The following is a 21642-nucleotide window of genomic DNA, read 5'->3' as shown; positions in this document are numbered from 1 at the left end:
GGAAAGGGCGGCGTCCTGAGACGCCGCCCTTCTTCTTTGTGCTCACGACGCTGGCGCATGGTTGGCGCTCCGGGCGACGTCCTCGGTGACGGAGGTCTCAGGCTCTGCCTCGCGCCGATAGCGGCCCAGAGTCAGCAGGACGAGAGCGCCCAGCACCAGAAGCACGGCCGATAGCCAGAGCGCGGCGCCATAGCCGCCGGTCTTGTCGAACACCGCGCCATAGGCGACCGGCGCCACACCGGCGCCTAGGGCGTAAGCGCCATAGAGCGCGCCGTAGATCGAAGCGTAGCCGCGCAGGCCGAAGTAACGGGCCGTCAGATACGCTAGTAGGTCATATTCCATACCGGCCGCGAAGCCGATCATGCAGATCGCGAAGAAGGCATGGCCATAGCCAGCGCCCGGTTGGGCCAGGGCGACACAGCCAAGGGCCGAGACGCTGAGTAGCGCCATGGCCACGCCCGGCGCCCAGAAGTGGTCGATCAGCCAGCCGCCCAGCAGGCGGCCGACGATCACCGAGAGCCCGATCAGCGGGGCCAGGCTGACGATCTGCGCCAAGTCAAAGCCTTGGGCCTTCAGCAGGTTCTCCATATTCGGAATCGGGCCGGACGTGGCGAAGGCGATCGGCACGAAGGCCAGCCAGATGGCCCAGAAGCGCCAGGTCTTGAGGGCCTCCTTCAGCGTCAAGCCGTCGGCGGCGGCCTTACTGGCCTCGGGCTGGCTTGTCGCATCGGGCTTGATGTCGTGGAAGAACTTCAGAGCGACCGGAAGCGTGATCAGCAGGGGTAGGGCGCCGATCACGAAATAGGTCGAGCGCCAACCGTGCTCGGCGATCAGCCAGGCGGCGAATGGCTTGATCAGGAAGCCGAAGAGGCCGGTGCCCATCAGGGCGAAACCTAGGGCCAGACCGCGCTGGCGACGGAAGTGGGCGCTGATTGGCCGCGTCCAGGTCATGGGCAGGGTGCCCGCGCCGCCAATGGCCATCACCGTCCAGGTGAGCAGATAGAGGGGGAGAGAGCCATTGGACAGGCCGAACGCCATGTACGAGAGGCTGAAGATCACGACCGAGATCAGGGCGACGCGACGCACGCCGAACTTGTCCGCCAGAATGCCAATCACGGGCCCGGCCAGCAGAGCCGCGAAGGTCATGACGGGCAGGCCCAGCATGATCTCCGAGAACGACCAGCCGAACGTCTTGGCCAGATGCGGCGCCACCATCCCGATGGTGTAGAAGGGCACCGGACCAAGGCCTATGCCGACGCCAAGCAGAGCGCAGAGCACGTAGGGCCAGCCCTTGGCGAATTCGTTGTCCTGACGGGTCATGACGCTTCGACCCTCCCTTGTCCAAAAGACATAATTTTATATCATTTTTGCGAGGTCTCACGTGCGGACGCAAGCCTGAAGCTCCGCTTAGCCAAGACGCCCGTTATTCAGGCTTCAGGCGCCTAACTGACGCGCCTCCAGCCAGGCGATGACCTCGGCCACCTCAACCACGTCGGCGTACTTGAGCTGCAGGTCGGTCAGGTTGGCGTAGTGGTAGCTCTCGTGCTTGTCGGCCACGCATTCTTCAGGGACGATCGTGCGATAACCGCGCGACAGTGACTCCACGCCAGTGGCCCGTACGCAGCCCGAGGTCGAGCCGCCGGTGATCACCACCGTGTCGACCTTGTGCCAGACCAGATAGCTCTGCAGCTGGCTCTCGAAGAAGGCGCTGGGCATGCGCTTGGTGAAGACCAGGTCCACGTGCTCGTCGATCTCGACGCGTGGGTCGAACTGGTGGCGCGGGCTGTCGTACTTGATGTTCTGCAGGCTGTCGGGCGTGTCGGTGCGCGTGCCCCAGACGCCGGCGTCGCCGCCGTCTTCCTTGTAGGCCACCCGGGTCCAGACCACCGGCATGCCGGCGCCGCGCGCCAGACGCGAGATCTGGTTGGTGAAGGCGATCTGATCCGGATGGGTCACATAGGCCGACTTCGGGAACAGGTCGGGCCGCGTGTAGGCCTGCTGGAAGTCGATGTTGACGATCGCCAGCTTCTCGCCGAACCCGAAGCGCGCCCGCGCCGGATTGGCCTTCACCGCCTCATAGAGCTCGCGGGCGGTCTTGTTCTCGCGAACCATGGTCGGTTCGAACTTCAGGTCTTTGGTCATGACGACCTCCGGAGCGCGTACTTGAGGTTAGGGCTGGGCGGCGGCCCAGGCGTCGACGATCTGGGACGCCGTTGCGGTCCAGACGCCGCCGTCGGCGGTGAGCGCTTTCAGCAAGTCCGCCACGGCGGCCGAGCGGAAGGGCTGGCCCGTGACATAGGGCGTCAGGGTGAAGCCTACGACCTGGCCGCCAAAGCGCGGCGCTTCGGCTTTGCTCCAGGCGACCGCTTCCAGGATCTGACGACTCCAGACCGCCTCGTCCTGCTTGCGGTCGGCCAGCAGAAGTCGGTCATCCAACTCGTTGGACAGGGGCGCGCCGATGATGTCGCCGCCGGGCGTGGCCATGCGGACCGGAACGGAGTCCTGCTCCCAATCCAGGCAGGTCTCGAAGCCGGCCTGGGCCAGCAGCTCCAGCGTCGAGAACGACTGCTGGCGCGCGGGGCTTAGCCACACGCGGGGCGACAGACCCGCCTTGGCGAACAGGCCCTTGGTCTCGTCGATCCAGGCCGTCTCGGTCTCACGGTCCAGGCCGCCCCAGTGGATGTGGTCGGTGTCCACGCCATAGGCGGCGATCTCGTGACCGTCCTCCAGAATGGCGTCGACCAGCGGTCGGACCTTGTCCAGCAGCACCGCATTGATCGGGAAGGTCGCCCTGGCGCCGGCGGCTTTCAGCGCCTTGAGAATCCGGAAGACGCCGACGCGATTGCCGTAGTCGCGCGTCGTGAAGTGACGCAGGTCCGGATAGGGCGTGACCATCGCGCCCGGATGCTTGAACGGCTTGCCGGTCGGGTTGAGCATATGATGCTCGATCGGCACGACGATCATGGCGGCCACGGCCTTGCCTTCGGGCCAGGCGACGGGCGCGCGCTTGTCCGAAGGACGCCAGGCGTAGAGAGCCTGGTCCATGCCGTACTGGCGCTTGGGATAGACAAGATAGTCGTCGGGGAGGCTCATGCCTTGTCCTCCTGGGGCGCGAAGCCGAAGCCGCCCGTGGCGAGGCCGCGGCCTTGGATGTCGGCCAGTGTCTGGTCCCAATAGGTCTGGCGATAGTAGCCGGCGATTTCGGCCGCCGTGGTGATCCACACGTCGTCGGCGTGAGTGGCGATGTGTTTCAACGCCTCTTCGAACGGGCCCATGCGATGGGGCTGGCTGACCAGATAGGCGTGCAGCGGAATGCACATCACCGTGCCGCTCTCCTCGCCCTCGGCCAGCAGCTGGTCGAAGTGACGCTTGAGCACGTCGGCATAGCGCCACGGGTCCATGCCCTGTTGGCCGTAGGTGATCACGTCATTGACCTCGAGCGAGTAGGGCATCGAGATCACCTGACCCTGGCGGGTCTTGATCGGCTGGGGCTGGTCGTCCTGGAAGAGGTCGCAAGTGTACCAGAAGTCGTACTCGCCCAGGAGCTCGAAGGTCCGCTCGGTGTGGGTGAGGGCCGGCGCGAGGTAGCCCCGGATTCGCTGTCCGGTCGCGGCCTGGATCGAGCGGATCGAGTCCTCGATCACCGCGCGTTCCTGCGCCTCGGTCATGCCGTACGAATAGCGGGTGTTATAGATGCCGTGCGAGAAGAACTCCCAGTTCCGCGCGACGCAGGCCTCGATGATCTCGGGATGGTGGTCGATCAGAGCCGTCGACAGCGAGATCGAACCGCGCATGCCGTAGCGGTCCATCATCTCCATCAGCCGCCAGTGGCCGACGCGGTTGCCCCAGTCGCGCTGGGAGTAGCCGACGACGTCGGGCGCCGGCTTGGGCCAGCCGCCGCGCGAGGGGTTCTTGGGCGGGTCGAACTCGTAGAACTCGATGTTCGGCGCGATCCAGAAGGCCAGCTTCTTGCCCTCCGGCCATACGATCTTGGGGCGGTCCCTGTAGGGCCAGTAGTCGTAGAGGTTCGGGGTCGAGTGCATGGGCCGCGCCGCTTATCGAGAGTTACGCATAGATCCAGGGACGTCGTGTCTTGTCTGCTTCGCGGAAGGCGTTGATCGCCTCGCGAGCGGTTAGGGTCAGGTCGATCTCGTCGAGCCCTTGTCGGAGCATCTCCTGGGCTTCCGGCGCCAAAGGAAAGGGCGCCGTAAGGCCCGAGGGCGCGGTGATCGTCAGCGCGTCCATGTCGAGGGTGAGGGGGCGTCCCTGCGGGTCAGCCGAGACCTCGGCGGCCAGCGCGGCGATGGTCGCGGCCGAGACCGTGACCGGGGCGATCCCGTTGCGGATGCAGTTGTTGAAGAAGATCGGGTTGAACGAGGGGGCCAGCACGCCGCGGAAGCCATATTCCGCCAGCGCCCAGGCCGCGTGCTCGCGACTGGAGCCGCAGCCGAAGTTCTCGCCGCCGAGCAGGAAGCGGACGCCCGCATAGGCCGGATCGTTCAGCACGAAGTCCGGATTGGGCTCGCGGCCGCCGACGCTGGCGTAGCGCCAGCCGGCGAACAGGCCGTCCGCCAGTCCGGTCTTGGAGACGCCCTTCATCTCCCGCGAAGGGATGATCGCGTCGGTGTCGATATTGGCCCGGATCAGCGGGGCGGCGACGCCGGTCAGCTTGGTCAGCGGTTCCATGGTCAGCGGCTCAACGGGCGAGGATCGGCGATCGCGCCGGCGATGGCCGAGGCCGCGACGGTCTCGGGCGAGGCCAGGTGCGATCGTGTACCCGGACCCTGGCGGCTCTCGAAGTTGCGGTTGGTCGAGGTGACCACGCGCTCGCGTTCGCCGAAGCTCTCGCCGCCGGCGAAGAAGCACATGGAGCACCCGGAATCGCGCCACTCGAAGCCGGCGTCGAGGAAGATGCGGTCCAGGCCCTCGATCTCGGCTTGCTTCTTCACCTGGCTCGATCCCGGCACACAGATGGCCCGCACGCCGTCGGCGACCTTTCGGCCCTTCAGCACGGCCGCCGCGCGGCGCAGGTCGGAGATGCGGCTGTTGGTGCAGGAGCCGATGAAGGCGCCTTGGATCGGCAGGCCCAACAAAGGTTGGCCAGGCTTCAGGTCCATATAGTCCAGCGCGCGGTCATAGGCCTCGCGGCTGTCGCGGCCGGCCACGGTCTCGTAGCTTGGAACCTCGCCGTCGAGCGGCGCGCCCTGTTGCGGGCTGGAGCCCCAGGTGACCATCAGCGCCACCTCGTTCGCGTCGATATGGGCCTCGACATCGAAGACGGCATCCGGATCGCTGCGCAGATCGCGCCAGCTCTCCAGAGCCCGCGTCCACTGCTCGCCCTTCGGCGCGTAGGGGCGGCCGGCGAGGTAGTCGAAAACCTTGTCGTCGGGCGCGATGATCGCGCTGAACGCCGCCAGTTCTGTGGCCATGTTGCAAAGGGTCAGGCGCTCTTCCAGCGACAGCGCCTCGACCGCAGACCCGGCGTATTCGACGATACAGCCCTTGGCGCCCGAGGACGACAGCTCGGCGACCACATGCAGGGCCAGGTCCTTGGCGGTGACGCCCGGGGCAAGCGCGCCGTCGATCGTGATCCGCATCGTACGCGGCTTTTTGATCCGCAGGGTCTGGGTCGCCAGGGCGTGCTCAGCCTCGGTCGAGCCGATGCCCCAGGCCAGGGCCCCCATGGCGCCTTGCGTACAGGTGTGGCTGTCGGGGCAGACCAGGGTGGCGCCGGGCAGGACCAGACCCTGCTCGGGCGAGATCACATGGACGATGCCTTGCCGTTCGTCGCCGATGTCGAACAGAGTCAGCCCTGCCTCGCGCGCGGCGTTGCGCGTCTCGACGATGAACGCCGTGCCGGTGGGCATCAGGGTCTTGTCGGTGCGGCCGGGCAGGGTGTCGACCACGTGGTCCATCGTCACGAAGGCCTGGCGCGGCGCGGCGATGGCTCGGCCGCTGGACTTCAGGCTCTTCAGAGCGACGCCGCCGGTGCGTTCGTGCAGCAAGACGCGGTCGATCAGGATCAGCGCCGCGTCGCCCGGCAGGGTCTGGACGGCGTGGGCGTCCCAGATCTTGTCGAACAGGCTTTTGCCGGTCATCCGGCGACGTCCTCGGGCTCGACCTTGGCCGGGTCCAGATAGACGCCCATGCGCTGGCCATTCATCTCGAGCGGTAGGGCGGGCAGCAGGGTGCGATCGCCGTTCGGCAGCCCAACCTCGACCAGGCCTCCTCCGGCCAGCAGGTGAGGGTCGTCGAACAGGTCCTCGGGCCGGGTGATCGGGGCGAACGGCAGGCCGATCACCTCTAGCTTCGCCGCCAGCTCGGCCAGAGTGAACTGCTTGAAGGTCGCGCGGACCACGGGGAGGATCCGATCGCGCGCCGCCACGCGGGCGTTGTTGGCGGCCAGGGTTTCGTCCGCTCCGATCTCGCCGAGGTCGAAGGCCTCGCGGAAGGTCTTCCATTGGCTGTCGCTGACCACGCCGACGAAGATTTGCTGGTCGTCGCCGGTCTCGAACACGTCGTAGATGGCCCAGGCCGAGATGCGGGCCGGCATCGGGTTGGCCGCCTTGCCGGTCACGGCCTTCTGGGCCATGTGCTGGCCGACGAGGAAGGCGGTGGTCTCGAACAGCGAGCACTTCACCGCCTGGCCGCGGCCGGTTTTCTCGCGCTCGGCCAGCGCCGCCAGGACGCCGATCACGCCGAACATGCCGCCGGTGACGTCGATCACCGATGCGCCGGCCCGCAGCGGGCGGCCGGGCGGGCCGGTCATATAGGCCAGGCCGCCCATCATCTGGGCCACCTCGTCCAGGGCGGTGCGGTTCTCGTAAGGGCCGGCCAGGAAGCCCTTGGCCGAGCAGTAGATCAGACGCGGATTTTCCTTCGACAGGGCCTCATAGGAGAGCCCAAGACGCTCCAGCGCGCCCGGACGGAAGTTCTCCAGGACGATATCGGCGTCGAGCGCCATCGCGTGGGCCTTGGCCAGGTCCTCGGGCGCCTTCAGGTTCAGGAATACCGCTTTCTTGTTGCGATTGTACATCGGGAAGTAGCCCGATCCCGAGCCGACGAGTCTCCGGGTCGGGTCGCCGCCGATGGGCTCCACGCGGGTTACGTCCGCGCCGAGATCCGCCAGGATCAGGCCCATGGTCGGCCCCATCACCATGTGGGTGAATTCGACCACTTTCAGGCCCGAGAGGGGACCGCTCGCCGACATGCGCAACTCCAGTCGCCCCTTGTTCGCGAGGGCGTTGGCTGAAACCTACAATATGATCTATAAATATATCAATTGTCGTTTTCGCGTTTTCAGGGGAAGCCGTTGGAACCCGCCATTCTGGTCAGTGAGGTCGGTCCGCGCGACGGGCTGCAGAGCATCAGCGCCATCATGCCGCTGGAGGCCAAGAAGGCCTGGATCGAGGCCGAGTATCGGGCCGGTGTCCGCGAGATCGAGGTCGGCTCCTTCGTCCCGGCCAAGGTGCTGCCTCAACTGGCCGACACCGCCGAGGTCGTCGCCTTCGCGCGCAGCCTGCCGGGACTCGTTGTGGCGGTGCTGGTGCCGAATCTGCGCGGCGCCCAGGCGGCGATCGAGGCCGGCGCGCACAAGATGACTTTGCCGCTGTCGGTCAGCGAGACCCACAGCCTGCGCAACATCAAGCGCACCCACGATCAGGTCCTGGAAGAGGCCAAGGCCATCGCCGAGCTGATCGCCGACCAGCCGGAAGGGGCGCGCCCGAAGTTCGAGGGCAGTCTGTCGACGGTGTTCGGCTGCACTCTGGAGGGCGTCATCCCCGACGCCCAGATCCTGCGCCTGGCCGAGGGGCTGCTGAAGGCCGGCTGCCACGAAGTCGGTCTCTCCGACACCACCGGCTACGCCAACCCCGCCGAGGTTCGCCGTCTGATTCGTCTGGTGCATGGCGCATTCGGCGAAGAGGTCCTGACCGGAATCCACCTGCACAACACCCGCGGGCTTGGCCTCGCCAACGCCCTGGCGGCCCTGGACTGCGGGCTGACGACCCTGGACGCCTCGCTCGGCGGGCTGGGCGGTTGTCCGTTCGCGCCCGGCGCCAGCGGCAACATCGTCACCGAGGACCTGGTGTTCATGCTGGAGGCGATGGGTCTGTCGACGGGGATCGACTTGCCGGCCCTGTTGAAGGTGCGTGAGATCCTGCAAGCTGCCTTGCCAGGCGAGCCGCTGTACGGCTTCACGCCCGACGCCGGCTTGCCGCTCGGTTTCCAGCCCGCGACCCAAGCCGCCGCATGAGCGGAGCCGCCAGCCGTCTGGTCGACATCGTCTTTCCGACCGACACCAATCACCACGGCACCCTGTTCGGCGGAACGGGGCTGTCGCACCTGGACAAGGTCGCGTTCGTGGCCGCGACGCGCCACGCCCGCATGGCCTTCGTCACCGCCTCGTGCGAGCGGATCGACTTTGGCGCGCCGGCCAAGCTGGGCGAGATCGTCGAGGCCGAGGGCCGCGTTGTCCGCGTTGGCCGACGTTCGATCGGCGTCGAGGCGGTGCTCAGCGCCGAGAACCTGCTGACCGGCGAGCGGCGCGAGTGCACGCGCGGCGTCTTCAACATGGTCGCCGTGCCGGCCAATGATGCGCCTCTGCGTGAAATGCCGCCTCTGGAGTCTCCATTCGAGCCGGAAGACGGCGCGCTGCGGATGATCGAGATGGTCTTCCCCGATCGCACCAATCACTACGGCACGCTGTTCGGCGGAGAGGCTCTGGCGATGATGGGCAAGGCGGCGTTCGTCGCCTCGACCCGAGCCCTGCGCGCACCGGTCATGATGGCCGCGTCCCAGGCGGTCAACTTCCAGGCGCCGATCGACGGCGGCGACATTGTCGAGCTGACGGCCAGGGCGTTCGATATCGAGCCCGGCGTCGGCGCGACGGTCAGCGTCGAGCTTTGGGCCGAGAATGCGATCAGCGGTCTTCGTCGCAGGTCGGCGGACGGCGAGTTTCGAATGCGAGTGCTTTAGCGGAGCAAGCCATGAGCCAAGCCGATGTCCTGAAGCGCGCTTTCGTGGATCTGCCGGACCGGCAGGTCCATCTTCGCCAGGGCGGGGAGGGGGCTCCCCTGGTGATGCTGCACGCTTCGCCCGGCGCCTCCGCGCAGCTGGCGCCCCTGGCGCGGCAGTTGGCGAAGGGCCGGCGGGTGATCGCACCGGATACGCCGGGCCACGGCGACAGTCCGGCTCTGTCCGTGGCCCAGCCAGAGATCGCCGACTACGCCCGTGGCCTGATCGAGCTTCTAGACGCGATGGGCCTGGACAAGGTCGATCTCTACGGCTCGCACACGGGCGCGGCGATCGCGGCTGAAACGGCGCTGCTGGCGCCCGAGCGTGTGCGCAAGGTCGTGCTGGACGGCTTTGGCCTGTTCTCGCCGCAGGAGCGGGACGAATATTTGGCCAACTACACGCCCAGCCTCAAACCTGATCTGAGCGGCGCCTACCTGCAGACGGCCTTCATGTTCCTGCGAGACCAACTGGTCTATTGGCCCTGGTACGGCCGCAGCGCCGCCCATCTGCATGGCGGGACCTTGCCGCCGCCGGCCGTCCTGCACAGCTGGCTGGTCGAGGTGTTGAAGGCGGCCGAGACCTATCACCTGGCCTATGGCGCGGCGTTTCGATACCCGGGCGCAGAGCGGCTTCCAAAGATTAGCCACCCCGTTCTGGCCCTGGCGCGTCCCAACGATCCTCTGCTGCCGCATACTCGCGCCGCCGCCGAACTGCTGCCCAACGTGACCTATGCGGCGCTGGCCAGCGACGGCGGGGACCCCTGGGGAGCCGATCCCGCCACCGTGATCGAAGCCTTCCTATCGGCGGACTAGGCGGGCTTCAGGCGCGCGACGACCTTGCCCATCGAGCGGCCCGAGGTCAGCCAGTCGACGGCGTCATAGAGGCTTTCGACGCCGTCAAAGGTCCTGTCGTCCAAGCGCACGATGATCTTGCCCTGGGCGTAGAGCTCCAGCAGCTCTTCACGCGCGGCGGGCCAGTGCGCGGTCAGCAGGCCGTTCATGAAGCCGCGGATCGAGGCGGCCTTGTAGTAGAGCTTGTGGGCCACGCGCGGGGCCGTGACCATTTCGGGACCCGCGTCCATGTCTTGGGCCACGCCAGCGACGACCAGGCGGCCATGTGGCGCCAGATTGTCGAGGAAGGCGTCGAACACCTCGCCGCCCACGGTGTCGATCGCCAGGTTCAAGGCGTCGCGGAAGTCGCGGTTCAGGACCTCGGCGATCGACTCGGCGCGGTAGTCGATGACCACGTCCGCGCCCAGCGATTTGACGAACTCGACCTTGCGCGCGCCGCCGCAGATGGCGATCACCTTGCAGCCACGCAGCTTGGCCAACTGCACCAGGATGTGGCCCAAGCCGCCGGCGGCGGCCGAGATGGCGACGGTCTCGCCGGGCTGGATCTGGCCGATGACGTGCATGGCGACATGGGCGGAGACGCCGGTGGAGGCCAAGGTCAGCATCTCGGCCGTGCAGGCCGGCAGGCGGACAAAGGACTCGGCCGGGCCGATGTTGCGCTCGCGATAGCCGCCCCCGAAGCGGTTGCTGGCCACGGCGTCGCCGACCTTCAGGCTCTCGACGCCGGGACCGATGGCTTCGACGATCCCGGCGGCTTCGACGCCCATCACGATCGGCGGCTTTAACTTGACGTAGGACACCGCATCGCGGGCGATCTGGACGTCGAACAGGCCGTTCACGCCGCACCAGTGATTGGTGACGAGCACTTCGCCCGGCCCCGGGGCGACGACGGGCAGCTCGACGATGTCGGCGGCCTCACGCAGGGTCTTGGCGAAGCGTTCGAGGCGGAGCGCCCGATAGGTCTCGCTCATGCGCCCAAGCCCAACACGCCGGGGTTCAGGCGACCGTCGGGATCGACCTCGGTCTTGATCGTCTGCAGAAGACGCCAGGCGGCCGGATCGCGACTGTCCTTGTAGGGATAGGTGCGGCCGATCTGGAAGTGGCCGGCGCCGTGCGCCTGGAACACCGCGATCACCCGCTTGCGCGCCTCGACCACGACCGCGGCCGCCTCGGCGTCGGCGGGGAGGGTGGGCAGCTTGGCCAGGTGCGGGGCCTCGATCGTGGCCTCGTGGATCGCCTGGCGGGCGTCGGGCCAATAGAAGGTCGGCTCGATGATGCAGGCGTTTGTCGACAGCGTGCAGAACAGGAAGCCGTTGTAGACGCCATGCTTCTCGAACTGCGGCGCCATGTCGGCGAAGACTTGGTTCAGGGCGGCGAAGGCGTCCTTGGCGCGCGACAGGGGCAGGACGCCGTGGATCGGCACCCAGCGTTCGCCCTCGGGGCCCAGGATGCTGTTCAGCGGCGTGAACGGCATGGCGCGGATGACTTTGGGGATGGTGTTCTCGATCTCGCTACCGGAGAACCGGGCGATGATCGCGCGCACCTCGGCCATGTCGGCGTCGACGGCGGCCTTCGAACGGCCCTCGCAGATCACGTGCAGGGGATAGGTGTCTTCCTCGATGAACGAGCGGCCGGCCAGGGCGATCTTGGCGGCTTCCTTGACGCCGGCGAACAGCGACTTCTGCTTGGAGACCACGTTCTTCAGCGCCGAGACGTCGGCGGCGAGGGAAGCGCGCTTCATCCGCACGCGGGTCAGGCCAGGGTCGAACCCGCAGAGCTCCGAGGCGAGGCCCGCGCGGGTGATGGTGTTCATGGCGTCCAGCATCTGGGCGCCGGTCTCGAAGGCGAACGAGGCGTAGGATTCGTGGGCCGGCGCCTGCATCAGACGCAGGGTGATCTCCGCCTTGACCCCCAGCGCTCCGCAGTCGCCAGCGAACAGGCCGGTGAGGTCGGGCCCGTAGTGGCGCCAGTGAGCGGGCGCGCCGTCCGGCCGCTGCAGGCCCGTCCGCAGGACCTCGCCGGTTCCGGTCACGACCGTCACCGACACGACGCTTTCGCTGGTCGTGCCGTAGAGGCTCGCGCCGAAAAAGGCGTTCAGTTGCGACAGGCCGCCTCCGACCGTCGAGGTCAGGCCCGACAGCGGGCCCCAGAACGGCGTGCGCAGACCCATCGGGGTCAGGGTGTCGTGCAGCGTCTTCCAGGTGCAGCCGGCCTGGACGTTCACCGTCATGTCCTCGGCGTTGACGTTCAGCACCTTGTTCATGCGGGTGGTGTCGATCGACAGCGTCTGCGGCGAGGTCGGCACGTAGCCGGCCGTGTAGCTCATGCCCGCGCCGCGCGGCGCGATGTGCAGATCATGGCGCGCGGCGACGCTGACGACTCGCGCGAGTTGGTCGGTGTCTTCGGGCGAGACCACAGCGACCACCACGTCATCCGACACCTTGTAGATGTCCTGGCTGAAGAGCTTGCGGCGCGCCTCGTCGCTGGCGACCCGGTCGACGCCCACGATCTGCTTCAGCTCGGCGAGGACCTGGCTTTGGGTGTCGCCTTCAGGAAGGGCTGCGTCCATGGGATCTCTCCGACCGAGCGATTGCGCTAATGATATAACCATATAACATCTGTCATCGAAGCGAGCGCAAGCGGTGTCGCGCTGGAATCCGACGGAGTCGTCTGAGTGACCATAAGGCGGGGGTTCGTTCGCGTGGGGGACAGAAACGTCCACTACCGCACCGCGGGCGCCGGACCGGTTTTGGTTCTGCTGCATGACTCGCCTCGTTCATCGAGTCTGCATGCGCCGCTGCTGGAGGCCTTCAGCGATCGCTACGAGGTGATCGCGCTGGATACGCCCGGCTACGGCGAGTCCGATCCCTTGCCAGGAAAGCCCTCTATAGCGGATTTCGCGGAGGCGCTGGGTGACGCGCTTGAGGCGTTGGGCGTTGGTCGAGCGATCTTCTACGGCTTTCACACCAGCTCGAAGATCCTGCTGGAACTCGCCGTGAGCGCGCCCGATCGGGTCGCTCTGGCGGTGCTAGATGGTCTGTCCATTCCTGTCAGAGCGCCCGACGAGGCGTTCATCGCGTCCTACATGCGACCGTTCACGCTGGATGGCGAAGGCGCATGGCTTGCGCGGGAGTGGACGCGGGTGCTGGACACCTGGCGCTGGTTCCCCTGGTTTCATCAGGCGCAGTCGGCGCGGATGCCGATCGACCAGCCTTCGATCGCCCAGATGCACGCCTATGCGCTCGACTACTTTCTGGCGGGGCCGACCTATGTCTCGGCCTACGAGGCGGCGATGCGACATGATCCCAGCCGTAATCTGCGCCGCGTGAAGGCGCCGATCGTTGTGATGGCGCGCGAGGACGATGTGCTGCACGCCCATCTGGCGCGCATCCCGGCGGACCGGTCGACCAGCATCGTGGCGCGCTCTGCGCCCGCCGATACGCGCCGCTGGCTCGAGATCCTGAAGACGCTGTTCGCCCAGCCGACCGGCGAAGCCAGATCGGAGGGGCCGCCTGCGAGGGGCGGTCGCTTTTACGTCGACACGCCGGCGGGACAGGTTCACGTGCGAAGCTTTGGCGCCGACGCTGGACGACCGATCCTTTACCTCCATGACCTCCCCGGCGGCGCGGGCGGGGAGGGGCGCTGGCTGGAGGACCTCGCCGCGCGGAGGCCGGTCCTGGCGATCGACCTTCCGGGCTGCGGCTGCAGCGATCCCGTCGAACACGCCGCCTTCGAGGGGCATGTCGCCTGGCTGGAGGACGTGCTGGGCGCCCTTCAGCTGGCGCCGGCCGACATCGTCGCGGACGGCGCCTCCTGCGCCTTTGCGCTGGGGCTCGCGGCGCAACGGCCGGACCTCGTCGCCGCGCTCGTGGCGGACGGCGCCCCTCTGGTCTCTCCCGATCTTCGCGCACGCTGGTTAGTGGAGACCGACGCCGCCTTGGAGCCAGAACGGTCGGGCGCCCACTGGCTTCGGGCCTGGCATCTGCTGCGGGACCGGGAGGCGCAATATCCGTGGTGGGATGGCTCGGCCGCAGCCATCCGTCACCGCGAGCCGGATATCCGCCCGGAAAGGCTTCGCCAATCGACCCTGGACATGCTCAGGCAGCCCGGAACATGGTCGACGGCCCTGCGCGCGGCGTTGGACGTCGACCTCAACGATATCGCGCCGAAGGTCGGCTCGCGGGTGCTGTTCCCCTCCGACCCCGGCGACCCGCGCCAGGCCGGCGGCGAGATCCTGGCTTCGCGGACGCCGCGCGGAACACTCGCGCCCCGCGCCGCCTCGACCGAGGCGCGCGCGGCTCAGTACTCTGATTTCCTCGCTGCAGAGGACCTTTAGGAAGGATGCCGCTCTGATGAAAAGCCTCGAAGTGGTCCTGGCGCGGCCCGTCGCCGACATGCCTGTCGCCGCCGATTTTCACGTCGTCGAGCGCGAGACGGACGCCGTGGCGCAGGGCCAGCTGCTGGTTCGCGTCCTCGACCTGTCCCTTGACCCCTATATCGGATCCCGCCTGCGGGGACGGCACCTGGGTGGAGCCGCGCCGACGGTCGGTGGGCGGCTGCCGGGCGAGTGCGTCGCCCAGGTGCTGGAGTCCAAGGCCGAGGGTTTCGCCCCCGGCGACATCGTGGCCGGCGAGGTGGGCTGGAGCGAATACGGCGTTCTCGACGCCGGCAAGGCGCGCAAGCTCGATCCGCGCGCCGAGCCCTCGGCGCACCTCAGCGTTCTGGGCATGCCGGGCCTCACGGCTTGGGCGGGCGTCACTCAGCTGGCCAAGGTCGGCTCGGGAGATATCTTCACGGTCGACGCTGCGGCCGGCCCTGTCGGCGGCGTCGCGGGCCAGCTGGCGCGGCTACTGGGGGCGAAGGCCTACGGCATCGCGGGCGGCGCCGAGAAGTGCGCCCTGGTGCGGGATGTGTATGGCTTCGACGATTGCTTTGACTACCGCGTCGAGGGCTGGACCGATCGCGTGGCCGAGGCGCTGCCCGAGGGGCAGACCGTCCACTTCGAGAACGTTGGGGCCTCGGTGCTGACGCCGATGCTGCAGCGCCTGCGGGTCGGCGGGCGCATCGTGCTGTGCGGTCTGGCTGAGCATTATCAGAACAGCACGCCGGCGACCCTTCCCGTCGGGACGGTGATCGGCAAGCGGGCCCACGTCCATGGCCTGGTTGTCTACGACTTCTATCCGCGCTGGGCCGAGTGGATCGAGCTGGCGACGCCCTGGGTGCTCAGCGGTCAGCTCAAGGTGGTCGAGGACGCCGTTCAAGGTCTGGACAAGGCGGCGGCGCACTTCGAGCGGCTGATGCGCGGCCAGAACCAGGGCAAGGCGTTGGTGAAGATCGCCGCGCGCGCCTGAGACCTGGAAGAGCTGCAGAACCAGAGCGGTGCTCGTCCTTTAGGCGAGCGCCGTTTTCTTTGCAGCCGCTGGGTCTGGTAGCTGACCAACCAGGCAGCGTTTGAACCCCAGACGCGCCTAAAGCGCAGGCGGCCAGGCGCAATTGAACGCGCTTGACGGGATATAGTTGTCCGGACATTTAATGACATAAAAATATATCAATTATCCGGCTCACGGATATGAGGAGGAGAAAAGGTCATGGTTCGGAAGCAGGTTCTGATCGGCGCGTCCGCCGCCGCGGCGTTGTTGGGGCCCGGCCTCGCTCACGCCCAAAACGCGGGCGAAACCCAACTCGACCAGATCGTGGTCACCGCGCAGCGGCGCGAGCAAAACCTGCAGGACGTGCCTGTGTCGGTCTCGGCCTTCAGCGCCAAGCAACTCGAGGCGCGGCAGGTGAGCCAGGCGCTTGATCTGGTCCGGATGGTGCCCAACCTCTTCGGCAGCAACAACACGGGCTTCGGCTCGGCCAATACCTACTACCTCCGCGGTCTCGGCTCGACCGAACAGATCGCGACGATCGACCCACCCGTGCAGACCTATGTCGACGACATCATCGTGCCGCGCCAGAACGTCAACAACTACGGCTTCTTTGACATCGAGCGGATCGAAGTCCTGCGCGGTCCGCAAGGCACGACGTTTGGCCGCAATTCGACCGGCGGCGCGATCAGCATCGTCACCAAGAAGCCGGGTCCTGATTTCGGCGGCTTTGTCCAGGGCGGCGTCAGCTCTTTTGACGGCGCGCAGTTCCGCGGTGCGATCAACCTGCCTGTGAATGACAAGATCCAGACGCGCCTGAACGGCTACTACGTCAAGGACGAGGGCTATCTTCACAACGACGCCACCGGCCAGACCCTGAACGGCAGCAAGAACGCTGGCGTTCGCGGCGCGGTGCGGCTTCTGCCCAGCGACGACATGACCATTGACCTGTCGCTCGAGCACATGATGGGCAAGGGCGGCGCCCTGCGCGCCTATGCCGGCGATCGCGATCACACCACGATGCGCGGCGTCACCTACGGCGGCACGGGCGACCTGATTTCCGACGCTCTGGCCAATCGCGGCCTGCACACCAAGGCGGAATCGAACGCGGCGGTCGCCAATGTCGAATGGCGCGGCGACAATATCACCTTCACCTCGCTGACGGGTTATCGCTGGTCAACCCAGACCTTCGTCGTCGACTTCTCCCTGCCGGTGAAGGGCTCAACCACGACGCCCACGCCGTTCTATCTGACCAATGACGGGACCTATAAGTCCTTCAGTCAGGAATTTAAGATCAACGGCACGATTGGCGACAAGGCCAAGTACGTCACCGGCGTCTATCTATTCACGGAAGACAACGACACGCTGGCCGGCCAGGTGCTTGGCGCCAGCGTCTCTTGCAGCGCTGGGCTGAATGGCGCGGGCAACATGACCTGCGGAACCGCCAGGGGCTTCTCCAGCGTTCGGGATATCGTCAATACGACGACCAGCTACGCCGCCTACGCCCAAGGCGAGTATCAGTTCACCGACAAGCTGACCGGTATCGTCGGCGCGCGCTTCACCAACGAGACCAAGAAGGTTGAGCTGCGCGCCACGCCGTACGGCGGCATGACCACGGCCGACCTGGTCGCGGCCGGCGTCGACACGAAGCTGAAAGCCAACGTGGTCACGCCCAAGTTTGGCCTGAACTACAAGATCGACGACGACAAGATGCTCTATGTCAGCGCCACGCGCGGCTACAAGAGCGGCGGCTGGAACACCCGCACCGCCTACACCCCGCAGGCGTTCCAGGACTTCAAGCCGGAATACACTTGGTCGTACGAGGGCGGTCTGAAGAGCGAATGGCTTGAGAACCGCCTGCGCTTCAACGCGACTGCGTTCTACGCCACCACCAAGGGCCTGCAGCTATCCTACACCACGCCGGGGTCTGTCGTTGGCACGACCCTTTCGACCCAGGACAATGCGGGCGATATCGAGGTCAAGGGTGTTGAGCTGGAACTGTTCGCCCGCCCGGTGCGCGGCCTGGACCTTTACGCCACGGCTGGTCTGCAGGAAGGCAAGTACACCTATGTGAACCCCCGGGCGCAGTCGTTCACCAATTCGGTGACGGGCGTCTATGTCAACGCGATCGATCCGTCCGACGAACTGTCTCGCTTCCCCAAGCAGACGGTGGCGGTGGGGGCCACCTACACCCTGCCGGTCGCGGCCCTGGCGGGTTCGTTCACGGGTAACATCGAGGCCAATTACACCGGCAAGTTCTGGACGACGGCTTCCAACTCCGCCCCTTCGACCAGGACCCCGACGGCGCTGAACTCGCAGTCGGACGCCTACACCCTGTTGAACATGTCGCTGGCCTACAACAGCGACAATGGCGACTGGTCGGCCGCCCTGGCCTGCAAGAACTGCACGGACAAGGTCTATATTCACTCCGTCTTCAACGGCTACTACTATGGCGATCCGCGCCGCGTGACCTTCTCGGTGACGCGTCACTTCTGATCCGCGAGCGGGTCTCGAAACGGAAAAGCCCGGCGATCGCTCGCCGGGCTTTTTTACTTTGGCGCAAGATGCGCAGGCTAGACTTCCACGACCTCGATCAAGGTTCCATCGGGCCCCGTCACCGTTCCGACACGGCCGCCGCCGTAGAGGGCCCCTTCACGGCGGGTCGGGGGAACGATCCAGGGCGCGTCGATGGTGTCGAAGTCAGGATGCTTCAGCGTGCAGAGCGAGACTCCTGGGGGCAAGGCCCCATCATGGCGAGGGCGCGCGACCGTCTGCTCAGGGTACTGATCGAACTCGATGAAGACGTCGCCGTCATGGCCGCCCATGCGGAAAGCGTGCTTGGTGTCGGCAGGCAGGCCAAAGGCGCCGTTGATCATCGTGTAGATGATCGAGGTCGAGGGGCTGAGCGTCAGCTTTAGCTTGCTCGCGAACCACTCGGCCGAAGCGTCCATATCCGAGCAGGCCATCACCAGGATGAACAGGCGGTCGATGAAGCTTTGGGGGCGAGGCAAGCCCATGCCCTGGGCTTCCGGCTTGATCTCGGTGAGGTAGACGATCTCCTGGTCAGGGCCCTTGACCTGCATCGGGTGGATTGTTGGGATGCCGTCGATCGTCTTGGGCGGTCCGATGATCTCGAACGGCGAGCGCAGCATCCGTTCGTTCACGGCCAGGACGTCCTGGTTGCAGATCTCGACGGCGGCCCAGCCGAACGTGCGCAGCGGCGCGTAGCCGGCGACCGGCGTATCCTCGATGAAGCGGAGGTAGGCGTCGACGCCGGAGGCTGGACGCATGACCGCGAAGCGCTTGCCCGCGGAGGTAGGCGCGCCCCAGCTGACGGCGATGTCAGCCGGGATGTCGCCTTGCTCGACCAGCGCGTAGTCCAGCCATCTGGCGTAGCGATCAACCGTTGCGTCCAGATCGGCGGTGGTCAGGGTGGCGGCGCGGAGCAGGTTCATCGGAATCCGGAGCGTTCGAGGAGAAGGCCTGGGCGTGCGCCAGACGCGTCGAAGGCAAGCGCCGTAGACGCTTGCCCTCTGTGATACGGACCAAAGAGGCCGGCTATTCCAGGTTCAGTTCCTCGGCCACGGCTTCGGACGTGATGTCGCCCTTGGCGGCGGCCGCCTCGCCCTCCTGCTGCACGATGCGCAGCACGCGGGTCAGGTATTCCTGGGTCCACAGGCCCCGCTCGGCGGCGGCGTCCGCGTCCGGGCGGAAGGTCTCGATCGCCTCGCGGTCCAGGACGCCCTTGGCGTCGAGGAGGCGTTCGAGCGTGTCGATCCGCTGCCGGGCGACCGCGAGTTCCTGGGCGACGGCGAGGGTGATCGCCATGACCCGCTCGACCTCGGGGTTCAGGAAGTAGGGGCGCTTGCCGGCCGGCTTGGCGGCAGAGGCGAGGAGGGCGTCGTTGATGCTCATTGGGGTTTCCGCGCTCCGATCACATGCCAGGCGGCCTTGCGGCCATAGTCTTCCGAGTCATCATCGGCCGCGTCGGGGAAGACGTCCTTGTCGACGACGGCGGTCACCGCGCCGTGGATCAGTTCTTCCGTCTTGAAACCGGCGGCGACCATGTAGGCGTCCAGGTCGATCTCGTGCAGGGCGCTCCAGAACGGCTCGTTGTTGTAGAAAGCGTCCCAGTCGCGCATGGCCTGTTCGAACAGCGGCATGGCCTTGTCGTACTGGGGTTGCTCCACGTGCAGGACGATCCCGCCGGGGGCCAGCAGCCTGTGCGTCTCGGCGAGGATGGCGCGCATCGAGCCGAACGACAGCTCGTGCAGGAACATCGTCGTCTGCACCCAGTCGAAGCTTCCGTCGGCGAAGCGCGACAGGTCCGAGCCGTCGGCCTGCACGAACGTGATGTTGTGGGCGCCCAGAGCCTTGGCCCGCGCCGCGCCGTAGCGCAGCATCGGCGCGCCCAGGTCCACCGCCACGATCTCGGCGTCGGGGAAGGCCAGGGCCAGCGGCACGGTGTTGTGGCCGAGCGTCGCGCCGATATCGAGAATGCGCTTGGGCTTGAAGTCGGGGAGGTTCTTCTTGACCCAGCGCGCCACGGCGACGCCGCCGCCGTCATTGAAGCGGCCCAACATGCCGCCGGTTGTGGCGAACAGGCCCGCGTCGTAGTTGGCCGCGCCGGACACATCGCCGGGGAAGCGCTCGGTGTGGTACGAGCCGGGCATGCAATGGTGGTCGATGGCCGAGACATAGCGGGGCTGCTTGATGCTCGGGTCAAGCTCCAGCGTGTTCGAGTTGGTCAGGATTCCTTCCGCCTTCGCGGCCAGCGCTTCGGCCTGGCGCAGCGCCGTCCAGCGGCCCGCCTGCTGCCGTTGCTCCATGGTGGCGCGGCGCAGGCTGGACCATGTCTGGAAAGCGGGATCCTTCAGCAGGGCCTTGCGGACATCATGGCGGGTCTTGGGGCCGCCCTGGGCCTTTAGCTGAGGTTCGACGCGGGCGTCGTAGGCCACCTTCACGAACGGCATCACGCGCGTCGACAGGTGGCGGTTCATTTGAGCCAGATAGTTCAGACGCTCGATCTCGTCGTGCGTCATGTCGGGCAGCAGCGAATGTCGCCCAACCACGCGATAGTCCGGCGGTCCCTCGTAGTCCTGCGCAGGGCCGGCGTTCCGCGCCTCGCCAGATCCGTCCATTTCGCTCTCCCGCTAGAAGCCCGACGGTTCGTCTCGTCGAATATGGTCTATATGTATATCATTTATCCATGTTAGCTTCGGCTCGACAAGCCGCTAGCGTCCTTAAGGGACGCCCGGGAGTCCAGTGGGCGCCAATGAAACAGTCGCTGACCAGCAGCCGCCATTTCTTGAACGTGGGCGATCGCGTCGTCCACTACAGGCGCTGGGGCGAGGGGCCCGTCGTGCTGGCGGTGCACGGATCGCCCCAGTCCTCGCGGGCGGTCGCCGGCGTCGCCGAGACGATGGCCCGGCGCGGCTTGTGTGTGATCGCGCCTGACACCCCCGGCGCGGGCCTGTCGACTCCACTATTCCAAGCCCAGCCCGACTCCGGAGATTTCGCCCGCGCCTTGCTAGCCTTCGCCGACGCGCTCGGCCTGGGACGGTTTGGACTCTACGGGTTCCACACCGGCGCCTGCACCGCTTGCGCTCTCGCCACGATCGCGCCGGATCGGGTCGCCGCCGCCGCCTTGGAAGGGTTGCCGGCCTGGACCGAGCAGGAGCGCGCCGATTTCCTGGCCAACTACCTGCCGCCGTTCGCGCCCAGCTGGGACGGCGCGCACATGGCCTGGATCTGGGCGCGGATGGAGGAGCAGGTGCTGTTCTTCCCCTGGAGCGATCCAACGCCGCGCGCTCGCCTGGCCTATGATCTGTCTCCGCTCGACCGGCTGCACGCCAACGCCATGGACCTGCTCGAGTCCGGCGACCGCTATCGTGACGTCTATCGCGCCGCCTTCACTTTTCGGGCCGACGACTGGCTGTCTGCGCCAGCCGCCCCGCGCCTGCTGATGGCGACACGCGACGATGTGCTCGCCGCGCACCTGGAGCGTCTGCCGGCCGGACGCGACGACGTCCTCGTCCTCGACGCGACCACCGATCTTCACGAAGCCGCTGCGGACTATCTTAAGCGGCGACCGGGGGATGTTCTTGGCGCGCGCCCGCGAGACGCGAGCGACCGTGGCTTCTCCAGCGGACTGGCTTGGCGCGGCGAGCAAGGCGGAGCGGGCAGACCGCTCGTACTGCTCCATGGCTGGGGCGACGATCACGCGCGTTTCGATGCGATCCTGCCGCGACTGGCGGACCGACGGCCGGTGGTCGTCTTCGACCTTCCCGGTCATGGCGCTTCCGCCCCGCTGGCGGGCGATCCCGTCGAGGTGCTGTCCCGGGCGATCGAGGCGATGGGCCTGCAGGAGCCGGCGATCGTCGGCGAGGCGACGGGCGGTCTTCTCGCCA

At 66.9% G+C, this 21642-nt stretch carries 19 protein-coding genes; 7 read left to right on the top strand and 12 right to left on the bottom strand.

Features of this window, described 5'->3' with window-relative positions:
* Positions 1–42: 42 nt before the first annotated feature.
* From CSW59_RS09410 to CSW59_RS09380, 7 genes are all read right to left on the bottom strand, one after another.
* Positions 43–1320 (bottom strand): MFS transporter, encoded by a 1278-nt coding sequence (locus CSW59_RS09410; protein ID WP_099443807.1) that lies wholly within the window; start codon positions 1318–1320, stop codon positions 43–45.
* Positions 1321–1434: 114 nt separating this feature from the next.
* Positions 1435–2142 (bottom strand): isochorismatase family protein, encoded by a 708-nt coding sequence (locus tag CSW59_RS09405; RefSeq protein ID WP_201722762.1) that lies wholly within the window; start codon positions 2140–2142, stop codon positions 1435–1437.
* A gap of 27 nt (positions 2143–2169) precedes the next feature.
* A complete protein-coding gene (locus CSW59_RS09400; RefSeq protein ID WP_099443806.1) occupies positions 2170–3093 on the bottom strand; it encodes a polysaccharide deacetylase family protein in 924 nt (307 codons plus the stop codon).
* Positions 3090–4043: a polysaccharide deacetylase family protein gene (locus CSW59_RS09395; protein WP_099443805.1), complete on the bottom strand. Its 954-nt coding sequence runs from the start codon at positions 4041–4043 to the stop codon at positions 3090–3092. Before CSW59_RS09395 ends, CSW59_RS09400 begins: the two co-directional genes overlap by 4 nt.
* A 22-nt stretch (positions 4044–4065) precedes the next feature.
* Positions 4066–4686: a 3-isopropylmalate dehydratase small subunit gene (gene leuD / locus CSW59_RS09390; RefSeq protein WP_099443804.1), complete on the bottom strand. Its 621-nt coding sequence runs from the start codon at positions 4684–4686 to the stop codon at positions 4066–4068.
* A 2-nt stretch (positions 4687–4688) separates the two neighbouring features.
* Positions 4689–6098, bottom strand: a complete 1410-nt coding sequence (locus CSW59_RS09385) for a 3-isopropylmalate dehydratase large subunit (RefSeq protein WP_099443803.1) — start codon at positions 6096–6098, stop codon at positions 4689–4691.
* The gene (locus CSW59_RS09380) at positions 6095–7210 is read right to left on the bottom strand and encodes a CaiB/BaiF CoA-transferase family protein (protein ID WP_099443802.1); all 1116 of its coding nucleotides are present in this window, start codon (positions 7208–7210) and stop codon (positions 6095–6097) included. The genes CSW59_RS09385 and CSW59_RS09380 overlap by 4 nt, the downstream gene beginning before the upstream one ends.
* A gap of 102 nt (positions 7211–7312) precedes the next feature.
* Between CSW59_RS09380 and CSW59_RS09375 the strand changes: the two genes are divergently transcribed.
* Genes CSW59_RS09375 through CSW59_RS09365 form a run of 3 tightly spaced genes read left to right on the top strand, consistent with a single transcriptional unit; the run spans position 7313 to position 9827 of the window.
* Positions 7313–8254, top strand: a complete 942-nt coding sequence (locus tag CSW59_RS09375; protein ID WP_099443801.1) for a hydroxymethylglutaryl-CoA lyase — start codon at positions 7313–7315, stop codon at positions 8252–8254.
* Complete coding sequence (locus CSW59_RS09370; RefSeq protein ID WP_099443800.1) at positions 8251–8976, top strand: acyl-CoA thioesterase; 726 nt, start codon at positions 8251–8253, stop codon at positions 8974–8976. Before CSW59_RS09375 ends, CSW59_RS09370 begins: the two co-directional genes overlap by 4 nt.
* Positions 8977–8987: 11 nt before the next feature.
* Positions 8988–9827, top strand: coding sequence for an alpha/beta fold hydrolase (locus CSW59_RS09365; RefSeq protein WP_099443799.1), 840 nt, complete (start codon positions 8988–8990; stop codon positions 9825–9827).
* Here the strand turns inward: CSW59_RS09365 and CSW59_RS09360 are convergent.
* Positions 9824–10837: a zinc-binding dehydrogenase gene (locus CSW59_RS09360; RefSeq protein WP_099443798.1), complete on the bottom strand. Its 1014-nt coding sequence runs from the start codon at positions 10835–10837 to the stop codon at positions 9824–9826. The genes CSW59_RS09365 and CSW59_RS09360 overlap by 4 nt on opposite strands.
* Entirely contained in the window at positions 10834–12435 is a 1602-nt protein-coding gene (locus CSW59_RS09355) for an FAD-binding oxidoreductase (RefSeq protein WP_099443797.1), read from the bottom strand. The genes CSW59_RS09360 and CSW59_RS09355 overlap by 4 nt, the downstream gene beginning before the upstream one ends.
* 132 nt (positions 12436–12567) lie before the next feature.
* On the opposite strand from CSW59_RS09355, the gene CSW59_RS09350 reads away from it, so the two are divergent.
* From CSW59_RS09350 to CSW59_RS09340, 3 genes are all read left to right on the top strand, one after another.
* Positions 12568–14202 carry an alpha/beta hydrolase gene (locus tag CSW59_RS09350; RefSeq protein ID WP_161495035.1) on the top strand — a complete coding sequence of 545 codons (1635 nt, stop codon included), beginning with the start codon at positions 12568–12570 and terminating at the stop codon, positions 14200–14202.
* A gap of 16 nt (positions 14203–14218) precedes the next feature.
* Positions 14219–15217: an NADP-dependent oxidoreductase gene (locus tag CSW59_RS09345; RefSeq protein WP_161495034.1), complete on the top strand. Its 999-nt coding sequence runs from the start codon at positions 14219–14221 to the stop codon at positions 15215–15217.
* Positions 15218–15454: 237 nt separating this feature from the next.
* A complete protein-coding gene (locus tag CSW59_RS09340) occupies positions 15455–17728 on the top strand; it encodes a TonB-dependent receptor (RefSeq protein WP_099443794.1) in 2274 nt (757 codons plus the stop codon).
* Positions 17729–17805: 77 nt separating this feature from the next.
* Here the strand turns inward: CSW59_RS09340 and CSW59_RS09335 are convergent, their stop codons facing one another.
* From CSW59_RS09335 to CSW59_RS09325, 3 genes are all read right to left on the bottom strand, one after another.
* The gene (locus tag CSW59_RS09335) at positions 17806–18687 is read right to left on the bottom strand and encodes a hypothetical protein (protein ID WP_099443793.1); all 882 of its coding nucleotides are present in this window, start codon (positions 18685–18687) and stop codon (positions 17806–17808) included.
* A 103-nt stretch (positions 18688–18790) separates the two neighbouring features.
* Positions 18791–19147: a hypothetical protein gene (locus CSW59_RS09330; protein WP_099443792.1), complete on the bottom strand. Its 357-nt coding sequence runs from the start codon at positions 19145–19147 to the stop codon at positions 18791–18793.
* Positions 19144–20373 carry a class I SAM-dependent methyltransferase gene (locus tag CSW59_RS09325; protein ID WP_099443791.1) on the bottom strand — a complete coding sequence of 410 codons (1230 nt, stop codon included), beginning with the start codon at positions 20371–20373 and terminating at the stop codon, positions 19144–19146. Before CSW59_RS09325 ends, CSW59_RS09330 begins: the two co-directional genes overlap by 4 nt.
* Positions 20374–20507: 134 nt before the next feature.
* On the opposite strand from CSW59_RS09325, the gene CSW59_RS09320 reads away from it, so the two are divergent.
* A partial coding sequence (locus tag CSW59_RS09320) for an alpha/beta fold hydrolase (protein WP_099443790.1) occupies positions 20508–21642 on the top strand: 1135 nt, incomplete at its 3' end.

The organism is Caulobacter sp. BP25, assembly GCF_002737755.1.
GTDB lineage: Bacteria > Pseudomonadota > Alphaproteobacteria > Caulobacterales > Caulobacteraceae > Caulobacter.
Note: the sequence above shows the minus strand (reverse complement) of the source record. Positions and strands in the feature narration are given on the sequence as shown.